At 73.0% G+C, this 24,510-nt stretch carries 20 protein-coding genes; 9 read left to right on the top strand and 11 right to left on the bottom strand.

Annotated elements, in window-relative coordinates; translation table 11 throughout:
* Together AB0I22_RS08805 and AB0I22_RS08800 are read right to left on the bottom strand one after the other, a co-directional pair.
* The gene (locus AB0I22_RS08805; RefSeq protein ID WP_363129966.1) at window positions 1-747 is read right to left on the bottom strand and encodes a 2Fe-2S iron-sulfur cluster-binding protein; all 747 of its coding nucleotides are present in this window, start codon (window positions 745-747) and stop codon (window positions 1-3) included.
* Entirely contained in the window at window positions 738-1,637 is a 900-nt protein-coding gene (locus AB0I22_RS08800; protein WP_363129964.1) for a xanthine dehydrogenase family protein subunit M, read from the bottom strand. Before AB0I22_RS08800 ends, AB0I22_RS08805 begins: the two co-directional genes overlap by 10 nt.
* Before the next feature lie 449 nt (window positions 1,638-2,086).
* On the opposite strand from AB0I22_RS08800, the gene AB0I22_RS08795 reads away from it, so the two are divergent.
* Window positions 2,087-3,754 (top strand): PucR family transcriptional regulator ligand-binding domain-containing protein, encoded by a 1,668-nt coding sequence (locus AB0I22_RS08795; protein WP_363129963.1) that lies wholly within the window; start codon window positions 2,087-2,089, stop codon window positions 3,752-3,754.
* 184 nt (window positions 3,755-3,938) lie between these two features.
* Window positions 3,939-5,321 (top strand): MFS transporter, encoded by a 1,383-nt coding sequence (locus AB0I22_RS08790; RefSeq protein WP_363129962.1) that lies wholly within the window; start codon window positions 3,939-3,941, stop codon window positions 5,319-5,321.
* Window positions 5,322-5,342: 21 nt separating this feature from the next.
* On the opposite strand, the gene AB0I22_RS08785 is transcribed toward AB0I22_RS08790, so the two are convergent.
* Window positions 5,343-6,308, bottom strand: coding sequence for a C45 family peptidase (locus AB0I22_RS08785; RefSeq protein ID WP_363129961.1), 966 nt, complete (start codon window positions 6,306-6,308; stop codon window positions 5,343-5,345).
* A gap of 292 nt (window positions 6,309-6,600) precedes the next feature.
* Here AB0I22_RS08785 and AB0I22_RS08780 point away from each other — a divergent pair, with 292 nt between their 5' ends.
* A complete protein-coding gene (locus AB0I22_RS08780) occupies window positions 6,601-7,317 on the top strand; it encodes a glycoside hydrolase family 75 protein (RefSeq protein ID WP_363129960.1) in 717 nt (238 codons plus the stop codon).
* 143 nt (window positions 7,318-7,460) lie between these two features.
* Here the strand turns inward: AB0I22_RS08780 and AB0I22_RS08775 are convergent, their stop codons facing one another.
* A complete protein-coding gene (locus AB0I22_RS08775; protein WP_363129959.1) occupies window positions 7,461-8,489 on the bottom strand; it encodes an alpha/beta hydrolase in 1,029 nt (342 codons plus the stop codon).
* 425 nt (window positions 8,490-8,914) lie between these two features.
* Between AB0I22_RS08775 and AB0I22_RS08770 the strand changes: the two genes are divergently transcribed.
* A complete protein-coding gene (locus AB0I22_RS08770; RefSeq protein ID WP_363129958.1) occupies window positions 8,915-9,709 on the top strand; it encodes a hypothetical protein in 795 nt (264 codons plus the stop codon).
* 90 nt (window positions 9,710-9,799) lie between these two features.
* Here AB0I22_RS08770 and AB0I22_RS08765 read toward each other — a convergent pair whose 3' ends face one another.
* Window positions 9,800-10,219 carry a GNAT family N-acetyltransferase gene (locus AB0I22_RS08765; RefSeq protein WP_363129957.1) on the bottom strand — a complete coding sequence of 140 codons (420 nt, stop codon included), beginning with the start codon at window positions 10,217-10,219 and terminating at the stop codon, window positions 9,800-9,802.
* 42 nt (window positions 10,220-10,261) lie between these two features.
* On the bottom strand, window positions 10,262-11,848 hold the full coding sequence (locus tag AB0I22_RS08760; protein WP_363129956.1) for a monooxygenase: 1,587 nt from the start codon (window positions 11,846-11,848) through the stop codon (window positions 10,262-10,264).
* 95 nt (window positions 11,849-11,943) lie between these two features.
* Between AB0I22_RS08760 and AB0I22_RS08755 the strand changes: the two genes are divergently transcribed.
* Window positions 11,944-12,654 (top strand): TetR/AcrR family transcriptional regulator, encoded by a 711-nt coding sequence (locus tag AB0I22_RS08755; RefSeq protein ID WP_363129955.1) that lies wholly within the window; start codon window positions 11,944-11,946, stop codon window positions 12,652-12,654.
* Window positions 12,655-12,755: 101 nt separating this feature from the next.
* Here the strand turns inward: AB0I22_RS08755 and AB0I22_RS08750 are convergent, their stop codons facing one another.
* Entirely contained in the window at window positions 12,756-13,523 is a 768-nt protein-coding gene (locus AB0I22_RS08750; RefSeq protein ID WP_363129954.1) for a DUF4232 domain-containing protein, read from the bottom strand.
* Between the two features lie 101 nt (window positions 13,524-13,624).
* On the opposite strand from AB0I22_RS08750, the gene AB0I22_RS08745 reads away from it, so the two are divergent.
* The gene (locus AB0I22_RS08745; protein ID WP_363129953.1) at window positions 13,625-14,056 is read left to right on the top strand and encodes a DUF6191 domain-containing protein; all 432 of its coding nucleotides are present in this window, start codon (window positions 13,625-13,627) and stop codon (window positions 14,054-14,056) included.
* A 104-nt stretch (window positions 14,057-14,160) separates the two neighbouring features.
* Here AB0I22_RS08745 and AB0I22_RS08740 read toward each other — a convergent pair whose 3' ends face one another.
* Entirely contained in the window at window positions 14,161-14,964 is an 804-nt protein-coding gene (locus AB0I22_RS08740) for a GntR family transcriptional regulator (RefSeq protein WP_363129952.1), read from the bottom strand.
* 150 nt (window positions 14,965-15,114) lie between these two features.
* Between AB0I22_RS08740 and AB0I22_RS08735 the strand changes: the two genes are divergently transcribed.
* Both AB0I22_RS08735 and AB0I22_RS08730 read left to right on the top strand, forming a co-directional pair.
* On the top strand, window positions 15,115-15,939 hold the full coding sequence (locus AB0I22_RS08735; RefSeq protein ID WP_363129951.1) for a (2Fe-2S)-binding protein: 825 nt from the start codon (window positions 15,115-15,117) through the stop codon (window positions 15,937-15,939).
* Window positions 15,940-16,136: 197 nt separating this feature from the next.
* Window positions 16,137-17,189 (top strand): DUF2637 domain-containing protein, encoded by a 1,053-nt coding sequence (locus tag AB0I22_RS08730; protein ID WP_363129950.1) that lies wholly within the window; start codon window positions 16,137-16,139, stop codon window positions 17,187-17,189.
* Window positions 17,190-17,243: 54 nt separating this feature from the next.
* Here AB0I22_RS08730 and AB0I22_RS08725 read toward each other — a convergent pair whose 3' ends face one another.
* Entirely contained in the window at window positions 17,244-17,663 is a 420-nt protein-coding gene (locus AB0I22_RS08725) for an ATP-binding protein (RefSeq protein WP_363130101.1), read from the bottom strand.
* Window positions 17,664-17,935: 272 nt separating this feature from the next.
* On the opposite strand from AB0I22_RS08725, the gene AB0I22_RS08720 reads away from it, so the two are divergent.
* Complete coding sequence (locus AB0I22_RS08720) at window positions 17,936-21,103, top strand: glycoside hydrolase family 38 C-terminal domain-containing protein (RefSeq protein ID WP_363129949.1); 3,168 nt, start codon at window positions 17,936-17,938, stop codon at window positions 21,101-21,103.
* 12 nt (window positions 21,104-21,115) lie between these two features.
* Here the strand turns inward: AB0I22_RS08720 and AB0I22_RS08715 are convergent, their stop codons facing one another.
* Window positions 21,116-22,858: a pyruvate dehydrogenase gene (locus tag AB0I22_RS08715; protein ID WP_363129948.1), complete on the bottom strand. Its 1,743-nt coding sequence runs from the start codon at window positions 22,856-22,858 to the stop codon at window positions 21,116-21,118.
* An 84-nt stretch (window positions 22,859-22,942) separates the two neighbouring features.
* Window positions 22,943-23,851 (bottom strand): protein phosphatase 2C domain-containing protein, encoded by a 909-nt coding sequence (locus AB0I22_RS08710; protein ID WP_363129947.1) that lies wholly within the window; start codon window positions 23,849-23,851, stop codon window positions 22,943-22,945.
* Between the last annotated feature and the right edge of the window lie 659 nt (window positions 23,852-24,510).

Genomic DNA, 24,510 nt, shown 5'->3' with positions numbered 1-24,510 from the left:
TCAGCGTCCTCCTTCGGCGGCCGGGACGGCGGCGCGGGCGGCCGCGAGGCGGACCGCGTCGAGGATCTTCTCGTAGCCGGTGCAGCGGCAGAGGTTGCCGGAGAGCGCCTCGCGGATGTCGGCGTCGGACGGTTCGGGGTTGTGCTCCAGGAGTTCGTCGGCTGCGACGAGCAGGCCGGGGGTGCAGAAGCCGCACTGCACGGCCCCGGCGTCGATGAACGCCCGCTGCACGGGGGCGAGCCCGGCGGCCTGGGCGGGGCCTACGGGCTCGGGCCGCCGGCGCTGGGCCGCGTCCACGCTCGTACCGGCGTCGGCCGCGGGGTTCGTGGCGTCCGCGCTCGTTCCCGCATCAGCCGTACGGTCCGTGGCATCCGCGCTCGTACCGGCGTCAGCCGTACGGTCCATCGCGTCCGCGCTCGTAGCGCCGTCGGCCGTACGTCCTGTGGCGTCCGCGCCCGCGGTCGGGTCAGCCGTACGTCCGGCGGCACCCGCGCGCCGCGCGGCGAGGTCGGCCAGGCCCTCGACGGTGACGACCGCGCGGCCCTCGGCCTGCCCGGCGGCCACCAGGCAGGCGCAGACCGGGACGTCGTCGAGGCGGACCGTGCAGGAGCCGCACTCTCCTTGTTCGCAGGCGTTCTTGGAGCCCGGCAGGCCCAGCCGCTCGCGCAGCACGTACAGGAGGCTCTCGCCCTCCCAGACGTCGTCGGCCTCCTGCGGCCGGCCGTTGACGGTGAAGTTCACGCGCACGTCGCGCCTCCCTCGGTGGAGCGGCCGGGGCCGCGGAACTCGTCCCAGGTCCAGGCGAGCGTGCGGCGGGCCATGACGCCGACCGCGTGCCGCCGGTACGCGGCGCTGCCGCGGACGTCGTCGATGGGGTTGCAGGCCCCGGCGCACAACTCCGCGAACTGCCGGTACAGCGACGGGGGCAGGGCCCGCCCCGATTCCCAGAAGCCGTCCGCCGTGAGCGCCGCGTTCAGGAAATCCTCCGCCGCGCGGGCCCGTACGGGCGTGGGCGCGGCCGATCCGATGCCGGTCCGCACGGTGCGGGTCGCGGGGTGGAGGGCGAGGCCGAAGGCGCAGACGGCGATGACCATGGCGTTGCGGGTGCCGACCTTGGAGAACTGCTGGGGCCCGTCCGCCGTGCGGACGCGGACGGCCCGGATCAGCTCGTCGGGGGCGAGCGCGTTGCGTTTGACGCCCGTATAGAACTCCTCCACCGGGATGAGGCGGGTGCCGCGCACCGAGGCGGCCTCGACCTCGGCGCCCGCGGCGAGCAGTGCCGGGTGGCAGTCGCCGGCCGGGGAGGCGGCGCCGAGGTTGCCGCCGACGGTGCCGCGGTTGCGGATCTGGGGCGAGCCGACGGTGTGCGCGGCCAGCGCGAGTCCGGGCAGTTCGGCGCGGAGCCGCTCCATGATCCGGGTGTAGGGGACGGCGGCGCCGAGGCGCACGTACTCCTCGTGGGTCTCCCACTCGGTGAGCTCGCCGACGCGGCCGAGGTCGAGCAGGTGCCCGGGCCGCCGCTGGTCGAAGTTGAGCTCGACCATCACGTCGGTGCCGCCCGCGATGGGCAGGGCCGCGGGGTGCTCGGCCTTGGCGGCGAGCGCGTCCTCCCAGCGGGTGGGGCTCAGGAAGTCCATGGGTGTGTGTCTCTTCTCGATCGGGTTCGAGCTCGCGTGCGCGGTCAGGGCCGAGTTCGTTCGAGTTCGTTCGAATCCTTTTGAGGGAGTTGCTCGGGGCGGTGCCGGAGTGGTGCCGAGGGCGTGCCGGGGACGTGCCGGGCCGTGCTTCGCCAATGCTGCTGACAGCGCTGATGCCGCTGCTATATCCGATGCCGCCGATGCCGCGCTCGGGCTCGTACCGGTCGTGCGGCGGCGGGTGCTTCCTGTCCCGTTCGGGGGAGGTGCGCGCCCCTTACGCAGCGGCGTACGCCCAGTACACGCAGGAGGCGGCCTCCGGGTGCAGTCACCGAAACCATGAAGCAGTTGGCTGGTCGCGGGCCCGGTCTTGTAGATTCGAACGAGAGGCGAGGTCCGGAAACCTCACCGCATTCCACTGGCGACGACAAGACAGATCGGCGGAGACGACGATGCGCCTGCGCGCCCTGCTGGAGACCGAGGCCCTGGGCCTGCGGCTGCTCGGCGGCGAAGACGAACTGGAGCGCACCGTCCGCGGCGTGATGACCACCGATCTGCGCGACCCGAGCCGGTACCTCTCCGGCGGCGAACTGGTGCTGACCGGTCTCGCCTGGCGGCGCGAACCAGAGGACTCCGAGCGGTTCGTCCGCATTCTCGCGGCGGCCGGGGTTGCCGGGCTCGCGGCGGGCGAGGCCGAGATGGGCTCCGTTCCGGACGATCTGGTGCTGGCCTGCGCCCGCCACCGGCTGCCGCTCTTCTCGGTCGTGGAGGCCGTCTCGTTCGCGTCGATCACCGAGCACGTGGTGCGGCAGGTCTCCAGCGAACGGGCCGGGGACCTGGCGGCGGTCGTCGACCGGCACCGCCGGCTGATGACCGCGGGCCCCTCGGGCGGCGGGCCGGACGCCGTCCTCGACCTGCTCGGCTCGGACCTGGACCTGCGGGCCTGGGTGCTCTCCCCCACCGGGCGCCTGATCGCCGGCGCCGCCCCGGCCGGGTCCGGGCCGGAGCTGTCCGCCGAGGTCCGCGCCGCGCTCGCGGGCGAGCAGTTGGCCGCGTCCCGTGCGGGCCGCCGCGGCCCGCACCGCTGCACGGCCGGGGGCGGTACGTACTCCCTCTTCCCGGTCCGCGGCGGCGGGCGCGAGCTGCGGGAGACGGTGCTCTCGGACTGGGTGCTGGCCGTCGAGGCGGACGCCGGGGACTGGCCGGCGGAGCGGCTCGACCTGCTGCACGGCGTCACCCAGCTGATCGCGGTGGAACGGGACCGGCGGGACGCCGCCCGCACCGTGCGGCGCCGGCTGGCGCAGGAGGTCCTGGAGCTGGTGCAGAGCGGCGCGGCGCCCGCCGAGATCGCGGCACGGCTGCGGGTGGCGACCCCCGTCCTGCTGCCGGGGCTGGGCACGGCCCCGCCCTGGCAGGTCGTGGTGGCGCGCGTCGAGTGGGCGGGCGGGGACCTGCCGGGCGGCCCCGTGGCCCAGTCGCTGCTGGAGGAGGTGCTGGTCGACCCGGCCGCCGTGGGCCCCGAGCACTCCGACCGGATCGCGGTCGCGCACACCGGGGACGAGGCCGTGGCGCTCGTACCGCTGCCCGCGCTCCCCGACGAGGACGCGGAGGACGCGCCGGCCCCCGGACTGCACGCGGACGCGCTGCTGGCCGCGGTGCGCGAGCCGCTGTCGCGCGGGCTGGCGGACGACGGGCGGCTGACGCTGGGCGTCAGCGCGGCGGTGCACTCCGCGGAGGGGCTGCGCGGCGCGCTGGAGGAGGCGCGGCACGCCCGCCGCGTCGCGGCGGCCCGGCCCGGCGCGGTCTGCGCCGCGGGCCACCAGGAGCTCGCTTCCCATGTGCTGCTCCTTCCCTTCGTGCCGGACGATGTGCGCCGCGCCTTCACGGCGAGGCTGCTGGACCCGCTGCGCGACTACGACCGGCGCCACCGCGCCGAGCTGATCCCCACGCTGGAGGCGTTCCTCGACTGCGACGGCTCCTGGACGCGCTGCGCGGCCCGGCTGCATCTGCATGTGAACACCCTGCGGTACCGGGTCGGGCGGATCGAGCAGCTGACAGGCCGTGATCTGTCCCGGCTGGAGGACAAGCTGGACTTCTTCCTCGCTCTGAGAATGAGCTGACCGACGAGCCCGAAGCGGCCCCCTGGCGAGCGTTCGCCAGGGGGCCGCTCGCGTCTGCGGACCCACCGCCGAGGGGCGGCGTATCGCGGTGATCCAGTATTTGCATACAGTATGCAGGTACGCATGACGGCGTATACGCGTGACGACATAAGGCGTATACGCATGAGACGTAATCGGAGCCCGCATGGCGAAGTTCTCCACGGCCCCCCGGCTCCGGCCGGACGCGCCGACCGCGACCACCGGCCCGTCCTCCCGGGCCGCCTGGGCGATGGCCCTGCTCTACCTGGGCCATCTGGTCTCCATCGACTACGTCGCCTCGGCGCTGCCGATCCTGGTGCGGGCGGGCGGCGGCTCGCTGCACCAGGTCGCCCTCTTCGGGTACGTGATGGTGCTGTGGTCCACCCGCTTCGCCGTCGCCCCGCTCCTGGACCGCCTCGCGGCGCGGCGGTTCTCCTACCGCCTCCAGCTGCTCGTCTTCCGGCTGCTGGTGCTGGTCTCGCTGAGCACCCTGCTCTTCACCCGCTCCTGGCCGGCGCTGGCCGGCTGCGGGGTGGCCGTGGGGCTGTTCAGCGGGTGGGAACGGGCCGCCGGGGACGCCCTGGCGGTACGGGCGGCACCGGCCCGGCACCGCAGCCGGCTCTCCGCCGCCGAGTCGATGGGCATCCTGCTGGGCACCGCGATCGGCGGCGGCGTCGCCCTTACGCTCGGTTACCGGACGGCGGTGCTGCTGATCCTGGCCATCGGCGTGGTGACGGCGGTACCGGTACTGCTGCTGCGGGAGCGGCCGGAGGCGACGGGGGCGGTAGCGGCTGAGGCGGTCGGCGCTTCCCCCGCGCAGGAGGGGGCCGCCGCCCGCTCCGGCGCCCGCCTGATCGGCCTGCTGGCGGTCGCCGGGCTGACCCTGAACTGGCTGGGCGTCGGCCTGGCGCACAAGCTGACCTCGGTCCTCATGGTGGACCAGCACCTCTCCCCCCGGACCATCGGCGCCTTCATGGGCACCGCGGGCCTGGCCATGTCCTTCGTGGGCGCGCTGCTGTGGATACCGGTGCGGCGGCTCCCCCGGCCGCGGCTGGTCCTCGCCGTGGTCTGCGGGGAGGCGCTCTCCTGCGCCCTGCTGATCGCCGCCGCCGCTCTGCACGCGGCCCCGCTCACCCTGTTCTCGGTGCTGGTCTCGCGGGTCTCGTACGCGACCTTCTCCGCGCTGTCCACGCTGCTGGCCTTCACCCTGACCCGCCAGGACCGGCCGGCCACCCAGGTCGCGTGCTTCACGGCGATCCCGTTCCTGATCTCCCACCTGGCGATCGCGCAACTGGTGCCGCTGGCCGGACCGAAGGCCCTGGGCTACTCGGCGGTGTTCGCGGGCGCCACGGTCCTCACGCTGCTCAGCGCGGCCTTCCTGGCCGAGGCGGTGCGCAGGCACCATCGGGCCGACACCAGCGGCGATGCCGAGGCCGATGCCGAGGCCGACACCGCCATCGCCGCTGGTGTCGGAGCGGAAGCCGGTACGGAGGCCGATGCCGGTCTCGATTCCGACAGTGCCCGCCCTGTGTCCGCAGCGGCGAAGTGAGCGGCCGAGGGTCCGCCGCGCTCACCCAAGAGCCACCGTCCGCTCCCCCGGCGCGAAGGCGCCGAAGGACTGCTCCCAGGCCGCACCGGGCCAGTGATAGACCACGCGCCCCTCAGTAGGCCGGTAGTCGGCCGTGTAGACCGTGCCCAGCCCCTTGTCGTACGCGAACTGGTACAGCGGCGGCTCCAGCATCACGGCGGCATCGACGCCCTTCGCGGGTACGGCGCTGTTCGCCCGTACGGCCGCTCGTACGGTGGCCAGCCGCTCCTGGGTCCGGGTGAACCGCTCCTGCTCCTCGGGGACCGGCAGGCTCTGATGGTTGGCGGCGCAGGCGTCCGGGGCTTCGGTGAGGGGGATGTCGGGGCCGGTGTAGACCGTGACGGCGCGTTCGGCGTCGACCAGGGTGATGTTCTGCGGGATGCCCACCGGTATCGAGCGGAGTGCGGCGAGTGCCTCGCCGACGGTGTCGCAGGTCTCCAGGAGGTAGCGCAGCACGATGAGGACGCTGAAGCCGGGGCCGTGTACGTACCGGCCGCCGAAGGTGAGGGAGACGGCGAGCCCGGCGTCGTTCATTCCGTCCAGCAGCCCCCACCCCTCCTCCTGCATGCCGATCACGGGGCGCAGGAAGCAGGAGGAGACGATGGTGCCTTCGCACTGTGCGGGAGCGAAGTCGTAGTTGCGCAGCAGGGCGCCCGGCGCGCCGGTCTGCGTACAGCCGGAGAAGAACGGCCGCAGCGCGGCGTGGGTCAGATAGGTTTCGCCGCCGGGCCGGTCCAGCTCTCCTGCGAGCCGGTCGAGCACCGGGGCCAGTTCCGGCAGGTGCGTCTCGAAGAGCCGCCGGGCCCGGGCCGCGCCCGCCGCCGTGCGCCCCTCTTCGCTCAACCAGCCCTCGGCGACCGGCCACAGCTCCTGTGCGTGAGCGGCCCAGCGGCCGTCGCCGCCGTCGCCGACCTCGATGGCGCGGAAGGTCTTGTGCTGCTGAGGCATGGCTCTCCCCTGTTCGGTCCGGCCGCTCCTGTGCCGGCCCGGGACGGATGCTGCGCAACCTAGCCGGAATCGCTTGCGAATTACCAGGTCAGGCCGTGGGCGTCGGGTTCGGCGCGGCGGCGTGGGGAGGTACGGACCGACGGGCCGTCAACCGCGCGGGCGGCGGCGGGTGCGGCGCCTCGGCCTCCCGGCGTTCCGGAATTCCGGCTGCCGGAAGGGTTGACGCGGTCATGCCCAGGCGGGGACATTGACGCGGCACGGTAAGGAAGGTTTCCTAACAGAGGGATCCCCCATGCGTAAACGCACCCTCGCCGTCGGCATCGCCGCCGCGGCCACCGCTCTCGCCGTCGTCCCCGCCGCCGCGCAGGCCCACAACTCGCCGGTCGGCGCGACCGCGAAACCGGCCGCTCCCCGGCTCCAGGAAGGTTCGGTCAGCGCCGCGGACCTGCTGGCGAAGGTCAACGGCTGCAAACAGATATCCAAGGGCAAGTACCGGACGGACGAGGAGACTTCCGCCACCGTGCCGGTCTGCGAGAAGACCGGCGCCGTCTTCTGGAAGGCGGACATGGACGTCGACTGCGACGGCCAGGTGACCTCCAAGTGCAACAAGCAGACCGACCCGTGGTTCCAGGACGACACCTACTACCACACGTCCGACGACAAGCCCCTCAACGCCGAGAAGCTGCCGTACGTCGTCGTGCCGAGCGTCAGCGGCATCTGGGACTACACCAAGTCGGGCATCAAGGGCGGCGGCGTGGTGGCCGTGATCTACAACAACCAGGTCGAGTACGCGGTCGTCGGCGACACCGGCCCCGACAAGATCATCGGTGAGGCTTCGTACGCCGCCGCCAAGGGGCTCGGGATCGACCCCGACCCGGAGACCGGGGGTGCCGAGTCCGGAGTCACCTACATCCTCTTCAAGAACTCGCAGGCCAGCCCGATCGAGAGCCACAGCGACGCCGTGCAGCGCGGCGACGCGCTGGCGAAGAAGTTCGTCGCCGCCAACTGATGTGATCAGTACGTTCGTTGACGGTCAACCGTAGACGGCAGCCCAGCCCGTACGCGCTCCCTGCTCACGGTCGACAAGGAGCACGTACGGGCGGGCACTCCTGCTGCCCCGTCAGCTCACGAACCGTCAGAAGCCGGGCGGCCTCATGTGCGGGACAGCACCCCGTCCGGCAGCCCCCGCAACCACTCCGTCAGCAGTCCATTGACCTCCTCGGCACGCTCCTGCTGAATCCAGTGGCCGCAGCCTTCGAGGATGTGGGAGGCGACCAGGCCGGGCAGCGTCCGCGGGAACGCCTCGATCGCGTCGGCCAACCAGGTGGTGGAGGAGTCGAGTTCGCCGCCGATGAAGAGCGAGGGCTGCGCGATCGGGGCTCCGTCCCAGGCGGCGAGGTCCTCCCAGTCCTGGTCGACGTTGCGGTACCGGTTCAGCGCCCCGGTCAGCCCGGTCCTCTCGAACTCGCCCGCGTAGAAGTCGAGATCGTCCTCACTGAGCCAGGAGGGCAGGACGCCTCGGGGGAAGCGGTCGGAGAGCCGCGCGCCTTCGGGGACGAAGAAGAGGCCGCCCGCGCCCTCCTTCGGCATCGTGTCCGCCGACAGCCCGGCGTAGAACCCCGCGAGCCAGCCGCGGACGTCGGCCTCGATCTCCGCCTCGGCCCGTCCGGGCCGCTGGAAGTAGCTGACGTAGAACTCCTCGTCCCCGCCGATCATCGCGAAGGCGTCGGTGGGCCGGGGGCCGCCGCGGGGCGCGTACGGGACGCTGAGCAGCCCCACGGCCGTGAAGACGTCGGGCCGCAGGAGCGCCGTGTTCGCGGCGATGGTCGAGCCCCAGTCGTGGCCCACGACGGCCGCCCGTTCCTCGCCGAGGGCGCGCACGACCGCGACGTTGTCGGCGACATGAGCGAGCATCCGGTACGCGCCGGCCTCGGCGGGCTTCGACGAGCGGCCGTAGCCGCGCACGTCGACGGCGACCGCGCGGTAGCCCGCCGCGGCGAGGGCCGGGAGCTGGTGGCGCCAGGCGTACCAGGACTCGGGGAACCCGTGGAGCAGGAGGACCAGCGGGCCGCTGCCCTGTTCGACGAGGTGGATACGGCCGCCGGGCGTCTCCACCAGCCGGTGCCGTACGTCCAGCGCGGGCGCGGGGGACGAAGCGGGCGAGGGGGTGGGCTGGGGCATGGTTCCTCCCGGTGGCACTGATCAGTCGTCATGTCCGTACAAAGGGTGTCGCTCTTCGGCCGTCGCACCCTTGCCCCCGATCATGCGGGCGTGCCGCGCCAGGAGCGAGAGAAATTGCCGCCGCGGCAAATTCACCGATGCCGCGCAGCCCTCCGGAACCCGCCTCCCCTGGCTCTGTGACCTGCGGCCTCCGTGCTCACCTCCCGCTGCCGCCGAGCGTCGCCGGACATGAGGGTTCGGCAAATCTCCTCAGCCGCAACGGACTTCGGCCGACGCCTGGGCGGGGCCGGCGTCCGCGAGCAGCCGGGTTGTTTGTGAATTGCTTCACACCAGCCCCTTGGCCGGGCCCATGTCTTCGTGCTGAGATGCGGACAGGCTTCCAGCTCGACGGCGCGCTTGGGGAGGGCACTGTGGCGGATACCGCCATGCGGGATTCTGGGTTGCCGGAGCCAGAGGGATCACACCCTCCGGGTGGCGATCCGCTCGACCGGGCGGTATGGAGACTGCGCTCGCGCGCCTGCTGGGACGACGCCGCCGCGCTCCTCGCGCCGCGCGCCGAGACGGAGCCGGAGCCCGCGCTGCGGCGCGCCCGGGTGCTGATCGAGCGGTGCATGTTCACGGCGGCCGGGTGGGAGACGGCCGCCGACGCGCTGCGTTCGGCGGAGGCGCTGGCCGACGACGACGAGGCGCGCGGGGCGGCGGCGTGCGAGCGCGGCAGCCTGGCGTACGCCTCGACGCTGTTCGGAGTGCGGGACCGCGCCGACGAGGCCCGTTCCGCGCTGGGCCGCGCGGCGGCCCTGCTCAGACCCGGCTCGCCGACCCGCCCGCTGCTCGACTTCCGGCGCGGCCTGATCGCCCAGCACCTGTCCCGGAACGCGGCCAGTGCGTCGGCCGCCTTCCAGCGCGCCCACGCGGGCGCCACCGCCCACGGCCACCGGCTGCTGCTCTCCTCCACCTGGCGGCATGTGGCGGCGATGGCGGAGGAGGACGGCAGGCTCGCCGAGGCCCGGTACGGCTTCGCGGAATCCCTGCGCATACGCGAGGAGTTGGGTTACCTGATCGGTATCGCCCCGGCCCTGGCGTCCCTGGCCGAGGTCGAACCCGACGCCGACGAGGCGGCCCGGTTACGGGAAGAGGCCCGCCGTCTGGTGCAGTTGCTCGGCGGCGTGCCGTCGTGGCTCGCCAAGCGGCTGGCGGAGGCGGAGACGCGTTCGGAGTGATCGGAGTGATACGCGCGCGGTGTCCGACGCGGCGTCATCGGTTTCGCTGGTAGCCCAACGAGCCGGTTGACGCCGCGAGGTGACCACACATCAGTTATAGAGGTACGTCATCCACTGGTCCGGCTCCGCCAGCCCCTGGAAGCCGATCTTCGCGTAGACGCCGTGGGCATCCGGGGTGGAGAGCATTATGCGCCGCACCCCGCAGGGCTCCAGCTCGTCGCGGGCGGCCTCGACCAGGGCCGTGCCGAGCCCCTTCCCGCGCGCGGGGCGGTCGACGTAGACATCGCAGAGCCAGGCGAAGGTGGCGCGGTCGGTGACCACCCGCGCGTAGCCGACCTGGACGCCGGACGCCCGGTCGTACGCCCCGAAGTTCAGCGAACCGGCCATCGCCCGGTCCTGCTTGTCCCGCGAGCGGCCGAGCGCCCAGTGCGCGTCGGTCGAGAGCCAGTGGTGGACGAGGGCCGCGTCGAGCCGGGCCGGGTCGCTCGAAATCTCGTAGTCGTCGCTCATCCCGAGGACCCTGCCATACCGGCCGCCCGCGCGCACCAGAGATCAGCCGTCGCTCCCGCCTGCGGCGGGACCGGCCCATTCGCTCAGAGCCGCGGCGCGTCCGGCGCGCCGGGCGGCCTCGTCGGCGGCCCGGGACACCCAGGCGACGTGGCCGTCGGGGCGTACGAGCACTTCGCGCACCCCGTCGAGCGCGGCGTGCTCCTCGTGCTCGGCGACGGTGACCGCGGTGACGCGTGAGCCCCACCCGGCGGTGACGCTCTCCGCGAGGTCCGCGTCTCCGGCGAGGTCCAGCAGCACAAACCGCCCCCGGTGGAAGAGCTCGTACGCCCGTACCGCCTCCGATCCGTCGGCGGTCAGCCCGATGTCGGGCATGCGCTGCCCCACCAGCGGGTCGGCGTCCGGCGAGGCAGGCGGATAGGCGACGCTCAGGGCCGAAACCTGCCCGGCGAGACGGTGGTTGACCTCCGGAATCCTCAGCAGCTCGTCCATGAGCTCGCGCAGCCAGACGGCGGGGCGCTGGTACTGCGGGACGTACGTCAGCTCCATGAGCATCGTCTGCACCGCGGTGTTCTCGGTGACGGAACGGCCGACGGGGCGGCGCTCGGCGTCGTAGCTGTCGAGGAGCCCCCGCGGCGCCCAGCCGTGCAGCTCGGCGGCCAGTTTCCAGCCCAGGTTCATGGCGTCCTGGAGGCCGGTGTTGAGGCCCTGGCCCGCCGCGGGGAAGTGGATGTGGGCGGCGTCGCCCGCCAGCAGTACGCGGCCGGAGCCGGGGGAATCGGCGGGGCCCTCGGAGCGGTAGCGGTCCGCGAGGCGGGTGGCGTTGCCGAAGCGCGACAGCCAGCGCGGCTCGGCGATCCCGTAGTCCGTGCCGCAGTTCCGGATCAGGGCCGCCCGGAACTCCTCCAGGGTCACCGGCTCCCGGCTGGAGACCCGCATCCGCTCCGGGTCCATGCAGACGAACCGGGTCAGTCCGCCCTCCATCGGTGCGGCGATGACGCCGAGCGCCCGCGCCGCGGCGAGGGCGGCGGGGTCCGCGCCGACGGCCGCGAAGTCGCCGAGTATGCCGGTGAAGGTCTCGTCGTCGCCGGGGAAGCCGATGCCCGCGGCCTGCCGTACGAAGCTGCGGCCGCCGTCGCAGCCGACGACGTAGCGGGCGCGTACGGTCTCGACGGCGCCGTCAGGCCCGCGCAGCTCCACGTCGACGCCGTCGGCGTGCTCGGTGAGCCCGACGCCTTCGTACCCGCGCTCCGTCTCCACGCCGAGTTCGCGGGCCCGCTCCGCCAGCAGGGCTTCGGTACGGGCCTGGGCCAGGAACAGGGTGTAGCCGTGGCGGCTGTCCAGGGCGGTGAAGTCGAGCAGGGTGCCGAGGCCGGAGAAGTGCCAGCCGGGACGGGTGGCGCCGAGCGCGAGGAAGCGGGGCGCGAGGCCGCGCAGGTCCATCAGCTCCACGCTGCGCGGGTGGAGGGTCAGGGCGCGGGAGTTGCGCTGCGGTTCGGCGCGGCGCTCGACGAGGCGGGGCCGGACGCCGGCCAGGGCCAGTTCGCACGCGAGCATCAGGCCGGTGGGGCCGCCGCCTATGACGAGCACATCGGTGTGCGCGTCCAAGTTCGCGCCCGAGTTCGTGTCCAACGGATTCGTACCCAACGGATTCGTGTCCAACGGAGACACCCTCCCTCATTTAGTGAACAGCGTTCACGTGAACGCTGTTCACTATAGTGGGGTCCATGAGTTCTCCGTCAAGCGCCGAAGGCGCCACGAGCACCGCCAGGGGCCGTCCCGCGCGGCTCGATCCGTCGCACACGGTCGAGACGGCGCTGCGCCTGCTGGACGAGTCCGGCCTCGACGCGCTGACCATGCGGCGGCTGGCCGATGCGGAAGGGGTGCAGGCCGGGGCGCTGTACCGCTACTTCGCCACGAAGCAGGAGCTGCTGACGGCGATGGCGGAGCGGATGCTGGCCGGGGTCGCGACGGAGGCTTCCGCTTCCGCGGCGGCGGGCGACTGGAGTGAGCGGCTGGCGGCACTGGGCCGGGCCATGCGGACGGCGCTGCTCGCCCGGCGCGACGGCGCCCGCGTCTACGCCGGGACGCACTCGACGGGCGCGCACACGCTCGGCTTCGCCGAGGCCGTGACGGGTGTGCTGCGCGGGGCGGGCTTCGGCGACGAGGACGCGGCGCACGCCCTGATGGCGGTGGGCGCCTTCACCCTCGGCCACACACTGGAGGAACAGGCCGCACTGGAACCGGACGGCGCCGACGGCGCCGCGCCCGCGGACCCCGGACGCCTGCGTCACGCGGTGGCGTCGGGGCCCTACCCGCACTTGGCCGCGGGCCTGCCCACCCTGGCCGGGGGCGACTTCACCGCCCACTTCGAATTCGGGCTGCGGCTGCTCGTGGACGGACTCCGGTCATTGGAACGGAACCGCCACCGCCTCTGACATCGGGTGCTGTACGTACGGACGTCACAACGCCGTACGGGCGCGCCGACGCCCCTACGAGCGTGACGCGCCCGTACGGGCGTGGCGGCGGCGCGGTTCGGTCAGCCCGCGTTGACGGGGTTGACGAACGTACCCGGGTGAGTGGCGGTCGACTGGTCGAGGATGGCGCCGCCGTACGGCCACTTGAGCTGGAAGTGATGCGTCTCGTTCGGCGGGGTGACCAGCACCGTGCTCGGCTTGATGATGTGCTGATCCGAGTCGAGCGGCTCGGGGAGCAGCCGGATGGTGAAGGACGTGTCCTCGCCCGGCTTCAGGTTGACGGGAACCGGCTTCCGGAACGAACGAGGCAGGTCGATGGCGCTGCCGTTCGCGGGCTTGAGCCGGACGCCGGGAAAGCCGCTGAGGGTGCAGGCGCTGCTGCCGGTGTTCTTCAGCCACACGGCGGCGGTCTGCTGATCGTCGCTCTTCATGTCCGGCGCGGCGCCCCAGCCGGCCTTCATCTCCGCGGTGGTGCAGCGGCCGCCGGACGCGCTCGCCGACGACTTGCCGTGGGTCGAGGCGCTGTGCTGGGCGTGAGCGGCGGACGAGGCGGAGCCGCTGCCCGAGCCGGCACCGCCGCGGGAGTCGCTGTGGCTCGGCGACGGGGCCTCCTTGGTGACCGAGTCCGCCTCCGAGGAGTTCCGCGAGGCCTGCGCGTCGAGCGAGGCGGAAGGGGGAGACGAGGAGGACGAAGGGGACGAGGAGGAAGAGGCCCCCGCCGACTCGGACTTGTCGCCGTCACAGGCGGTCAGCGCGAGAGCCGCGGCTGCGACCAGAGTGGCAGCGGCGGCGGCCTTGCTGCCCCGGCGGAGCGCGGTGCGGTGCGGCATGGATTCCCCTTGGTGTTGCGGTGACGTGCGGGCCTTTCGCGTACGCAAGGAGAACTGTGCTCGGAGTCTCTGATGATCCACTAACGCATCGCTAACGCCGCATGGGGACAGCGCGCGAGAGCCACCTCCCGTGCGGCTCGGTGCGGGCCCAGTTCGGGGCCGGTGCGGGCCCGGTGACGGAACGTTTCCGCCGAGCCGCGCGTTTCCCCCTCGTGCTGAGTCTGCTGACGGGGCCCGCGCTCGCCCTGCTGATCGTGATTCCGCTGTTCCTGCTGGCCGCCGTGCGCAAAGGCGTACGCCTGGCCCGGCGCCCGGGCCGTGCGGGGCACGCGTACGGCAGCCGGGGCGTGGGGGCCACCGCGACCGAGGAGTTGCATGCCCTGATCTACCCGAGCAAGCGGGTCCAGCTCGTGCAGCGGCGCATAGAGCTGGTGCTGCGGGACGACGAGCGGGACGGCGCCCCCGAGCGGACCGGGATCGACCTGGCGGCGGGCACCGCGCGTATCGGCACTGAACGCCCGTACCGGCGCTGATCGCTGTTACGCCGCCTGGTCGCTGTTACGCCGCCTGATCTCCGTGGCACCGCCTGCCCGCCGAATGCGCCGCCTGACCGCTCGTACCGGCGCCGGCCCTCGGGTCAGGCGGCTCCCGTGAAGTGCTCCGTGACCAGCATCTCGACGGTCGCGAAGTCCTGTGCGGCGAGCGCTTCGAGGAGGGCGAGGTGTTCGGCGGCGTCCGCGACGAGGTCGGCGGTGCGGGCGGCCGGGCCGTGGGGGGCGACGGGCCACTGGGAGCGGCGGTGGAGGTCGTCGGCGACGAGGACGAGCTGGCGGTTGCCGGTGAGGGCGAGGAGCGCGCGGTGGAAGGCGCGGTCGGCTTCGGCGTAGAGGGCGCGGTCGCCGCGCGCGGCGGCGGTGGCGGTGGCCTCGGCGAGGGGGCGGAGGGCGGGCCAGTCGACGGTCTGGCTCGTACGGGCGAGGCGCAGCATGGCGGGGACTTCGAGCAGGGCCCGTATCTCGGCGAGTTCGGCGAGGTCGCGGGCGCTGCGGCGGGCGACGCGGAAGCCCCGGTTGGGGACGACCTCGACGGCGCCTTCCAGGACGAGCTGCTGCATCGCCTCGCGGACGGGGGTCGCGGAGACCCCGAAGCGCTCGCCCAGCGCCGGGCCGGAGTAGACCTCGCCGGGTATGAGTTCGCCGCCGACGAGCGCCGAGCGCAGGGCGTCGAGTATCTGACCGCGCACGGAGTGCCGCTGCGGCAGTTTCCGCGCGGGAGTCGACGGCGCCGACGGCGGGGCGGGCGACGGGTCGGCGTCCGGGTGGCCGTACGCGGGCTCGGCGCAGGGATGTTCTCCGCGCGCGGCCCGCGCGGCCGGTGTGGCCTGCGCCGGCACACTGGCCCGCAGCCATGACGGCGCGGTCTCCGTTCGCCCCTGCTCCATCTGCTTCCTCCTGTCGTCCTTTACGAACGATAGGCGGACCCTGTGACAGTTCAAACAGTGGAGCGATTCAACACTGGAGCAGTCAATCAACCCAGGTGTCGGGTAAGGTAAGGCTTACCTGTAAATGATCGTGATTCGGTGGAGCCCCGCATGTCCACTGCCGCAGCCCTCCCCTCATCGCCGGTCGGCGCGGCGTACACCCGGCTCTCCGAGGCCTTCCCGGGGCTGACCGTCACCGAAGAGCCTCCCCAGCGGGGCGACGGCTGGGTCTCGGCGGCGGAGCTCGCGGCGGGCGGGGCCGCGCTCGACGCCTTCCTCTCCTGGGACGACGCGCAGATCCTCGCCGACTACGGGCAGCGGGCCCGCCCCGACGTCGTCGCGAGCTTCGGTCTGCACCGCTACGCCTGGCCCGCGTGCCTGCTGTTCACGGTCCCCTGGTTTCTCGACCGCCGGGTCCCCCGCGTCCCGGCGGACGGCGTCTCCTACCAGCGGGCCGCGGGCCGGATGACCGCGCGGATCGCCTCGTTCTCCTGTCTGCCGGGCGACCCGGCCGCGGCCCTGCCCGGCGCGAAAGTCGTGGCGGACGAGGAGGAGCTGCGCGCGGAGGCGCGGTCGGCGATCGGCGAGCACCTGGAGCCGGTGCTGGACGGGTTCCGGCCCCGGATGCGGCGGGGGCGGCGCGCGCTGTGGGGCATGGCGACGGACGAGATCGTCGAGGGGCTCTGGTATCTGGGGCACCTGTTCGGCGCGGAGGCCCGGGCCAAGCGGGAACTGGGGCTGCTGCTGCCGGGCGGCACCGGCCCGTACGTCGGCGACGCGGCGTTCCGCGAACTGACCGGTCACCGGGGCGAGCAACTGGGGACGCGGGACCGGGCGAGCTGCTGCCTTTTCTACACGCTGCGCCCCGAGGACACCTGCGTCACCTGCCCGCGCACCTGCGACGCGGAGCGCATTGAGCGGCTCTCCGCAAGATAGGCCCGTTCATTCCACCCGATCGAGTGGTGCGAATAGAACGCAATCGGTTTTTCCATCACGCGAGTTCGAACAGAAACACACCTATTCGTAGGCCCTTGGGGCCCATTGGTGACTTGTTGCTCCAAAATCCCTTGCCGAACAGCGAATTCCGCCAGGATGGCGCGAGAAACGCCGTACTGCAATGCAAGGGACGCGAAATGAGACTGACCGACATATCGCTGGACTGGGCGCTTCCGGGTGCCGTGGCGCTCGTCGGGGTCGCGGTGGCGGTGGCGGTGTTCCTGCGCGGCCGGCGCGCCGGCGCGGCGGACGACGGGGCCAAGGCCGGGGACACCTGGGAGCGCAGCGAGGAGCGCCGGCGGCGCAAGGAGGCCGTGTACGGCAGCGCTTCGTACGTGCTCCTCTTCTGCTGCGCGGCGGTCGCGGCCGCGCTCTCCTTCCACGGCCTGGTCGGCTTCGGGCGGCAGAACCTCAACCTCTCGGGAGGCTGGGAGTACCTGGTGCCGTTCGGGCTCGACGGCGCGGCCATGTTCTGCTCGGTGCTCGCGGTGCGCGAGGCCAGCCACGGCGACGCGGCGCTCGGCTCCCGGCTGCTGGTGTGGACGTTCGCGGGCGCCGCCGCCTGGTTCAACTGGGTGCACGCGCCGCGCGGTCTGGACCACGCGGGCGCGCCGCAGTTCTTCGCGGGCATGTCGCTGTCGGCCGCCGTGCTCTTCGACCGGGCGCTCAAACAGACGCGGCGGGCGGCGCTGCGCGAACAGGGCCTGGTTCCGCGCCCATTGCCGCAGATCCGCATGGTGCGCTGGCTGCGGGCGCCGCGCGAGACGTTCCGCGCCTGGTCGCTGATGCTGCTGGAGGGGGTGCGGTCGCTCGACGAGGCCGTCGAGGAGGTGCGCGAGGACCGTCGGGAGAAGGAGCGGGAACGGCTCCGGCAGCGCGAGGCGGGCAAGTTGGAGCGGGCCCGCATCAAGGCGTACAACCGGCAGCACCGGGTATGGAGCCGCGGCCGCGGCCGTCAGGTGCCCGCGGCTCCGTCCGGCGTGCGGCAGCAGCCGCAGATCGGCTCGGAGCCCGCGATACCGGAACCGGAGCCGGAGCCGGAGCAGCTGCCGGTGCGGCCACGCCCTCCTCTTCAGGCCGTGACCGCCCCGGAGCCGATCGATCTCACCGCCGAGGACGACACGCAGACGGTCCCGCGGCTCGACTCCCTCGAAGAGAAACTCAAGGAGATCGAGCGGCAGTTCGGCTGAGCCGCGGCGGGCCGGTGCGGGCCGGCGGGCCGCGGCGGACCGGACGCCCCGCCATCAGGCCGGTCCGCCGTTCAGTTCGAACCACACGGCTTTCCCCACGCCGTGCGCCCGCACCCCCCAGGCGTCCGAGAGGGTGTGCACGAGTTGGAGACCCCGGCCCGACGTGTCGTCCGCGTGGGCCGCGGCGCGCAGCGTCGGGCGGCGCGCCATGAAGTCCCGCACCTCCACCCGGAGTCGTCCCTTCACGAATCCGTCCGGACCCTCGGCGATCGCGGCGGTGACCACCGCGCCGTCGCCGGTGTGCACCAGTGCGTTCGCGACGAGTTCACTCGTCAGCAGTTCCGCGATATCGGCCTGTCCCGGTACCCCCCACTCCCGCAGCATTTCCCGCAGCGACTGGCGGACGTCCGAGACGGCCGACAGATCGGCGCGTCGGAGCCGCCGCTTGAGATACGGCTGGATGTCCCCCTCCACGGGTTCGGAGGCGTGGTGGGAACCGTCACCGCGATGTCGGCTCCCCACGCCCGCACAACCTGGAATACGCCTCTTCATTCCTCCCCGCCCCGACCGCTCCCTCGACAGTCCGGCATCGAACACGTTCACGGGAATGCATGCCCCGCGTCACCGTGCCCGACTCCTGTTGAGCCGTCAACATGGCGATATGGGGGCGGGGACGGGTGCGCCATACCCCGAGCGGGAATTGATGCTATGACCATGAATACGGTGACCGACGCCTAGGAGCCGTGATGCACAACGACCGACCACTGGTGGAAGGGCGCCTGGAACGGGCGCTCAGCCAGTTCATCCGGCCCGCGCAGTACGCGGAGCGGACCCCGCTGGCGCTCACCGTCTGGCACGCGCCCGGCGAGCCCGTGCCCGTACAGGAGGCGCTCAAGGGGACGTACGAGCCCTTCGCGACCGGTACGGCCTGGGGGCGGCCCTGGTCGACGAGCTGGTTCCGGCTCGACGGCACGGTGCCGACCGCATGGGCGGGCCGGCGCGTCGAGGCGGTCATCGACCCCGGCTTCTCCGGCGACGGGCCGGGCTTCCAGGCCGAGGGGCTCGTCCATGACGCCGACGGCGTGCCCATCAAGGGCGTCCACCCCCGCAACCGGCATGTGGCCGTCGCCGCCCGCGCCGCCGGGGGCGAGCCGGTCCACCTCCTCCTGGAGGCCGCCGCCAACCCCGCCGTGCTGCGCCACGGCTTCGCGCCGAACCAGCTCGGCGACGTGCTGACCTCGGGCGACGCCCCGCTGTACCGCTTCGCCTCGGCGGACCTGGCCGTGCTCGACGAGAACGTATGGCACCTCCTCCTCGACATCGACGTGCTCGTCGAGCTGATGCGGGAACTGCCCGCCGACCGGTCGCGGCACCACGAGATCCTGCGCGCCCTGGAGGACGCCCTGGACGCGCTGGACCTGCACGACGTCGCGGGGACCGCGGCGGCGGGCCGGGCCGCGCTGGCGGAGGCGCTGGCCCGGCCCGCGCACCCGAGCGCGCACCGCGTCTCGGCGACGGGGCACGCACACATCGACTCGGCGTGGCTGTGGCCGCTGCGCGAGACCGTCCGCAAGGCCGCCCGCACCTTCGCCAATGTCACGGAGCTCGCCGACGAATACCCCGAGCTGGTCTTCGCGTGCTCGCAGGCGCAGCAGTACGCGTGGGTGAAGGAGAATCAGCCGCATATTTGGGAGCGCATCAAGCGGGCGGTACAGGAGGGGAATTGGGCGCCGGTCGGCTCCATGTGGGTCGAGTCCGACGCGAATATGCCAGGAGGCGAGGCGCTGGCCCGTCAACTGGTGCACGGGAAACGCTTCTTCCTGGAGGAGCTGGGGGTGGAAACGGAAGAGGTGTGGCTGCCCGACTCCTTCGGCTATACGGCCGCATTCCCGCAGCTCGCCAAGTTGGCCGGAATCCGCTGGTTCCTCACCCAGAAACTCTCCTGGAACCAGTCCAACCGAATGCCGCATCACACCTTCTGGTGGGAGGGCATCGACGGCACCCGGGTTTTCACGCATTTCCCTTCGGTGGACACATACAACTCTCAGTTCAGTGGCGCGGAGCTCGCCCACGCGGAGCGGAATTTCGCCGAGAAGGGCCGCGCCACGCGCTCGCTCGTGCCGTTCGGCTGGGGCGACGGGGGCGGCGGGCCGACCCGCGAGATGCTGGAGCGGGCCCGCCGGCTGAGGTCGTTGGAGGGTTCGCCGCGCGTCGAGATCGAGCGGCCGGCGGCCTTCTTCGCGGCGGCGGAGGAGGAGTACGGGGCCCAGGCGCCCGTCTGGTCGGGCGAGCTGTACCTGGAGTTCCACCGGGGCACGTACACGACGCAGGCGAAGACGAAGCAGGGCAACCGGCGCAGCGAACACCTGCTGCGGGAGGCCGAGTTGTGGGCTACGGCGGCATCCCTCGACGCGCCGTCGTACGCCTATCCGCACGACGCGCTCGACCGGATCTGGAAGACGGTGCTGCTGCACCAGTTCCACGACATCCTCCCCGGCTCCTCCATCGCCTGGGTGCACCGCGAGGCGCGCGACACGTACGCGCGGGTCGCCGCGGAGCTGGCGGAGATCACGGCGGAGGCAGTACGGGCCCTGGGCGTGCGTGCGGGCAGGGCCGCCGGGATCGGCGTACTCAACGCCTCGCCGTACGGGCGGCGCGAGGTCGTCCCCCTCGACCGGGACGCGGCACGGGCGCTGCCGCCCGGAGCCCTTACGCAGGAACTGCCCGACGGGCGCGTCGCGGTGGCCGCCGCCGTCCCGGCGCTCGGTTCCGCGCCGCTCGGTTCCGCGCCGATCGGGGAGAGCGCGGCTCAGGAGGCGGGGCAGGAGCCGGGAGCGGTGACCGCCACCGCCGAGGGCGGCTCGTACGTGCTCGACAACGGCCTGCTGCGGGTCACCGTCGACCGCGACGGGCTCCTGACGTCCGTACGGGACCTGGCCGCTGGTCGCGAGGCGCTGACCCCCGGCGGGCGCGGCAATCTGCTGCAACTGCACCCCGACCACCCCAACCAGTACGACGCCTGGGACATCGACCGGCACTACCGGCGCAAGCACACCGACCTCACCGACGCGGTGTCCGTCGAGCTGACCGCGGCGGGCCCGCTGCGCGCGGAGGTCACGGTCGTACGGGCCTTCGGGGCGTCCCGAGTCGAGCAGGCGGTGCGCCTCGACGCGGGCGCCGAGCGGGTCGACATCGTCACGGAGGCCGACTGGCACGAGTCGGAGAAGGTGCTCAAGGCCGCCTTCCCCCTCGACGTGCACGCCGAACGGAGCGCGGCCGAGATCCAGTTCGGGCATGTGCACCGGCCGACGCACGCCAACACCAGCTGGGACGCGGCCCGGTTCGAGATCTGCGCGCACCGCTGGCTGCGGGTCGCCGAGGCGGGCTACGGCGTCGCGCTGCTCAACGACTCGACGTACGGGCACGACGTGACGCGGACCCCGCACGCGGGCGGGCTCGGCACGACCGTACGGCTCACCCTGCTGCGCGCCCCGCACAGCCCGGACCCCGAGACCGACCAGGGCACGCACCGCTTCGCGTACGCGCTGCGGCCGGGGGCGGCGGTGGGCGACGCGGTCGCGGAGGGGCTCGCGCTCAACCTGCCGCTGCGGGCGGCGGCCGTGTCCGCGCGGCCGCCGCTGGTCTCGGTGAGCGATCCGGCGATCACCGTCGAGTCGGTGAAGGCGGCGGAGGACCGCAGTGGGGATGTGGTGGTGCGGCTGTACGAGTCGCGGGGCGGGCGGGCCGACGGGGTGCTCCGCGCCGGGTTCCCGGTGGCGCGGGCGGAGGTGACGGACCTGCTGGAACGGCCGCTGCGGGCGGCGGAGACGGGGCCCGCGGGCCCGGAGGAGGTCGCGGTGTCGCTGCGGCCGTTCCAGATCCTGACGCTGCGTCTACAGCCGGCCAGGAAATGAGGTGACGTAGCGTCAGGGGCGGGGCACGTTGCGGAGGTTGGAGCGCGCCATCTGGAGCATCCGGCCGACGCCGCCGTCCAGCACGATCTTGCCCGCCGAGAGGGCGAAGCCGCTGACCATCTCCGCGCTGATCTTCGGCGGGATGGACAGGGCGTTCGGGTCGGTGACGATGTCCACCAGCGCCGGGCCCTTCTGGGCGAAGGCGTCCCGCAGCGCGCCCCGCACCTGCTTGGGCTTCTCGACCCGCACGCCGTACGCGCCCGCCGCCCGGGCGATGGCCGCGAAGTCCGGGTTGTGGTTGGTCGTGCCGTACGACGGGAGCCCGCCGACCAGCATCTCCAACTCGACCATGCCCAGCGCGGAGTTGTTGAAGAGGACCACCTTCACGGGCAGGTCGTACTGGACGAGCGTGAGGAAGTCGCCCATCAGCATGGAGAATCCGCCGTCGCCCGACATCGAGACGACCTGCCGCCCCCGGTCGATGAACTGCGCGCCGATCGCCTGCGGCAGGGCGTTGGCCATCGAACCGTGGGTGAACGAACCGATCACCCTGCGGCGGCCGTTGGGGGTGAGATAACGGGCCGCCCAAACATTGTTCATCCCCGTGTCGACCGTGAAGACCGCGTCCTCGGCGGCCTCCTCGTCCAGGATCGAGGCGACGTACTCCGGGTGGATCGGCACATGCTTGTCGACCTTGCGGGTGTACGCCTTGACGACGCCTTCGAGCGCGTCGGCGTGCTTCTTGAGCATCTTGTCGAGGAACTTGCGGCTGGGCTTGGCCCGCACCTTCGGCGTCAGGCAGCGCAGCGTCTCGCGGACGTCGCCCCACACGGCGAGGTCGAGTTTGGAGCGGCGGCCGAGGTGCTCGGGGCGCACATCGACCTGGACGATCTTCACATCGTCGGGGAGGAAGGCGTTGTACGGGAAGTCGGTGCCCAGCAGGATCAGCAGATCGCACTCGTGCGTGGCCTCGTACGCGGCGCCGTAGCCGAGCAGACCGCTCATGCCGACGTCGTACGGGTTGTCGTACTGGATCCACTCCTTGCCGCGCAGCGCGTGCCCCACCGGGGACTTCACCCGCTCCGCGAACTCCATCACCTCGTCGTGCGCCCCCGCCGTGCCGCTGCCGCAGAACAGCGTGACCCGGTCGGCGTCGTCCACCATCCGGGCGAGCGCCTCGATCTCGGCGTCCCCGGGCCGTACGGAGGGGCGCGCCGTGACGATGGCGTGCTCGATGGAGCGCTCCGGGGCCTGCTCCCCGGCGATGTCGCCGGGCAGCGAGATGACGCTGACGCCGCCCTGCCCGATCGCGTTCTGGATGCCGGTCTGGAGGACGCGCGGCATCTGCTGGGGGTTGGAGATCAGCTCGCTGTAGTGGCTGCACTCCCGGAACAGCTGGTCGGGGTGGGTCTCCTGGAAGAAGCCGGTGCCGATCTCGCTGCTCGGGATGTGGGAGGCGATGGCGAGGACGGGGGCCATGGAGCGGTGCGCGTCGTACAGGCCATTGATGAGGTGCAGGTTGCCGGGGCCGCAGGAGCCGGCGCAGGCCGCCAGCTTGCCCGTGAGCTGGGCCTCGGCGCCGGCCGCGAAGGCGGCCACTTCCTCGTGGCGGACCTGGATCCAGTCGATCGCGGCGTTGCGGCGGATGGCGTCCACGATGGGGTTGAGACTGTCGCCGACGACACCGTAGAGCCGCTGCACCCCGGCCCTCACCAGGATGTCCACGGTCTGCTCCGCCACGGTCTGCTTCGCCATTGCGCGCTCGTCCCTTCGGGTGCCGCCGGTCGCTCCCGCACCGGTCGTACGGGGCCGCCTTCCATCAACCCACGGATCGCGCCGCTATGCCTCCCAGACGACGCACGCGGTGCGGTCGGCCGCGTACCCCTTCGCCCGCAGCTGCGCGTCGGCCAGGAACGCGGCCAGTCCGGGCGGCTCCGCCTTGGACTCCGCGCCGGGCTCCGTACGGGCCCGTGCCCAGCGCTCGGCCAGCCGCTCGCCGAACGCGGGCTCGCCGCGCAGCGGCTCGGCGAGGCCGGGGCTGCACAGCAGGAGGGCGTCGCCGGGCCGGGCCGAGCAGATCCGGAAGCGGAAGGGCTCGGTGGGGGGCTGTTCGGGGGCGGGGGCAGGGGCTGAGACGGGGCCGGAGGCGGGGGCGGCCCCTTCGCCGGGGGCGACGACGCCGAGATCGACGGTGACGCGGTCCCCGATGACGCGGTCACCGCTGGGGCCCTTAGCAGTCTCCGTGTGCTCCAAGTCCTGCCACGCCCCGTCGCGGAGCCGGAAGAGTCCGCCCTCTCCGACGCCGAAGAACACGCGCGTACCGCACTCCGGGTCGGCGGGCAGCAGCAGACAGCGCAGGGCGGCGGAGTACTCGGCGGGATGCCGGCCCAGCTCATGGGCGCGGGCCCGCAGCCGCCCGTACGAACGGTCGGTGAGCCGGTGCAGCCCGGACCCCAGCGCCCCGCGGCGGCCGGCGCGAATGTCCTCCGCCAGCCGCCCCTGGCTGCGCCCGACGGCCCCGCCGATCCACTCGCACGCGTCGCGCGCGGCCCGATGCGCGTCCGGCGCCGCCCACACCCCGCTCGCCACGGCCACCAGCACGAGCGCGTCGTCCCCCGCCCCGAACCGTGCCGTCAGCAGCGCGTCCCGCCGCGGCTCCCCCCGGTAACGCGCGGAGTCCCCGCGCAGCGACACGGCCCGCAACGTCGCCGCCCCGCACCGCGCCCCGTCCAGCACCGTGTCCGGCACCAGCCCGCCGAGATCGGCGGGATCGGCAGCGGGCAGCGCCGTCGGCTCGGCTTCATAGGTCGGCGGCCGGTCCCCGACGAATCCGACTCCACCGAACCCGATCCCACCGAATCCGGCTCCAGGGGACGGTGCCGGGTGAGGCCCCGGAGATTCAGGCCCGGCCACGGCTTCGGCTACGGGCCCGGTCACGGCTTCGGTTACGGGCGCGGCCTCGGGGGCGTCGTACGTGCTCTCGGGGGCGGCTGCGACTTCGCCTGCGGGGGCGGCTGCGTTCGCGGGTTCGGGGGCGGCTGCGACTTCGACTACGGGCTCGGCCTCAGCCGCGTCGTACGTGCCCTCGGGGGCGGCTGCGACTTCGCCTGCGTACGCGGCTTCGGGGTCGGCTACGGCTTGGGCAGCGAGGTCGCTCGCAGACCCGTCCGGGAGGCCGCCGACCGGGTGGAGGCCTATGGCCGGGGGTTCCGGAAGGCGGGGTGGCTCTGCTGCGCCTTGGGCCTCAGGCAGGTCCGGCGGCTCGGGGAGGGGGAACGGTCCGGCTACTTCCAGGACCTCAGGCGGATGGGGTGGAGCGGGAGGATGGGGCGGCGGCTCGGCGACGTCCGCGACGCCGGGCGAGCCTGGCGCACCGGGGGTACCGGCGGCATCGGGCGACCACGCCG

This window comes from Streptomyces sp. NPDC050610, assembly GCF_040654875.1.
GTDB lineage: Bacteria > Actinomycetota > Actinomycetes > Streptomycetales > Streptomycetaceae > Streptomyces.
The sequence above is the reverse complement of the archived record's forward strand: the minus strand, read 5'-3'. Positions and strand labels throughout refer to the sequence as shown.

Excerpts from the sequence above, each read along its gene's own strand:
- AB0I22_RS08800 (WP_363129964.1), bottom strand. The coding sequence starts at position 1,637 with ATGGACTTCCTGAGCCCCACCCGCTGGGAGGACGCGCTCGCCGCCAAG.
- AB0I22_RS08795 (WP_363129963.1), top strand. The coding sequence starts at position 2,087 with ATGCGCCTGCGCGCCCTGCTGGAGACCGAGGCCCTGGGCCTGCGGCTG.
- AB0I22_RS08790 (WP_363129962.1), top strand. The coding sequence starts at position 3,939 with ATGGCGAAGTTCTCCACGGCCCCCCGGCTCCGGCCGGACGCGCCGACC.
- AB0I22_RS08785 (WP_363129961.1), bottom strand. The coding sequence starts at position 6,308 with ATGCCTCAGCAGCACAAGACCTTCCGCGCCATCGAGGTCGGCGACGGC.
- AB0I22_RS08780 (WP_363129960.1), top strand. The coding sequence starts at position 6,601 with ATGCGTAAACGCACCCTCGCCGTCGGCATCGCCGCCGCGGCCACCGCT.
- AB0I22_RS08775 (WP_363129959.1), bottom strand. The coding sequence starts at position 8,489 with ATGCCCCAGCCCACCCCCTCGCCCGCTTCGTCCCCCGCGCCCGCGCTG.
- AB0I22_RS08770 (WP_363129958.1), top strand. The coding sequence starts at position 8,915 with ATGCGGGATTCTGGGTTGCCGGAGCCAGAGGGATCACACCCTCCGGGT.
- AB0I22_RS08765 (WP_363129957.1), bottom strand. The coding sequence starts at position 10,219 with ATGAGCGACGACTACGAGATTTCGAGCGACCCGGCCCGGCTCGACGCG.
- AB0I22_RS08755 (WP_363129955.1), top strand. The coding sequence starts at position 11,944 with ATGAGTTCTCCGTCAAGCGCCGAAGGCGCCACGAGCACCGCCAGGGGC.
- AB0I22_RS08750 (WP_363129954.1), bottom strand. The coding sequence starts at position 13,523 with ATGCCGCACCGCACCGCGCTCCGCCGGGGCAGCAAGGCCGCCGCCGCT.
- AB0I22_RS08745 (WP_363129953.1), top strand. The coding sequence starts at position 13,625 with ATGGGGACAGCGCGCGAGAGCCACCTCCCGTGCGGCTCGGTGCGGGCC.
- AB0I22_RS08740 (WP_363129952.1), bottom strand. The coding sequence starts at position 14,964 with ATGGAGCAGGGGCGAACGGAGACCGCGCCGTCATGGCTGCGGGCCAGT.
- AB0I22_RS08735 (WP_363129951.1), top strand. The coding sequence starts at position 15,115 with ATGTCCACTGCCGCAGCCCTCCCCTCATCGCCGGTCGGCGCGGCGTAC.
- AB0I22_RS08730 (WP_363129950.1), top strand. The coding sequence starts at position 16,137 with ATGAGACTGACCGACATATCGCTGGACTGGGCGCTTCCGGGTGCCGTG.
- AB0I22_RS08720 (WP_363129949.1), top strand. The coding sequence starts at position 17,936 with ATGCACAACGACCGACCACTGGTGGAAGGGCGCCTGGAACGGGCGCTC.
- AB0I22_RS08715 (WP_363129948.1), bottom strand. The coding sequence starts at position 22,858 with ATGGCGAAGCAGACCGTGGCGGAGCAGACCGTGGACATCCTGGTGAGG.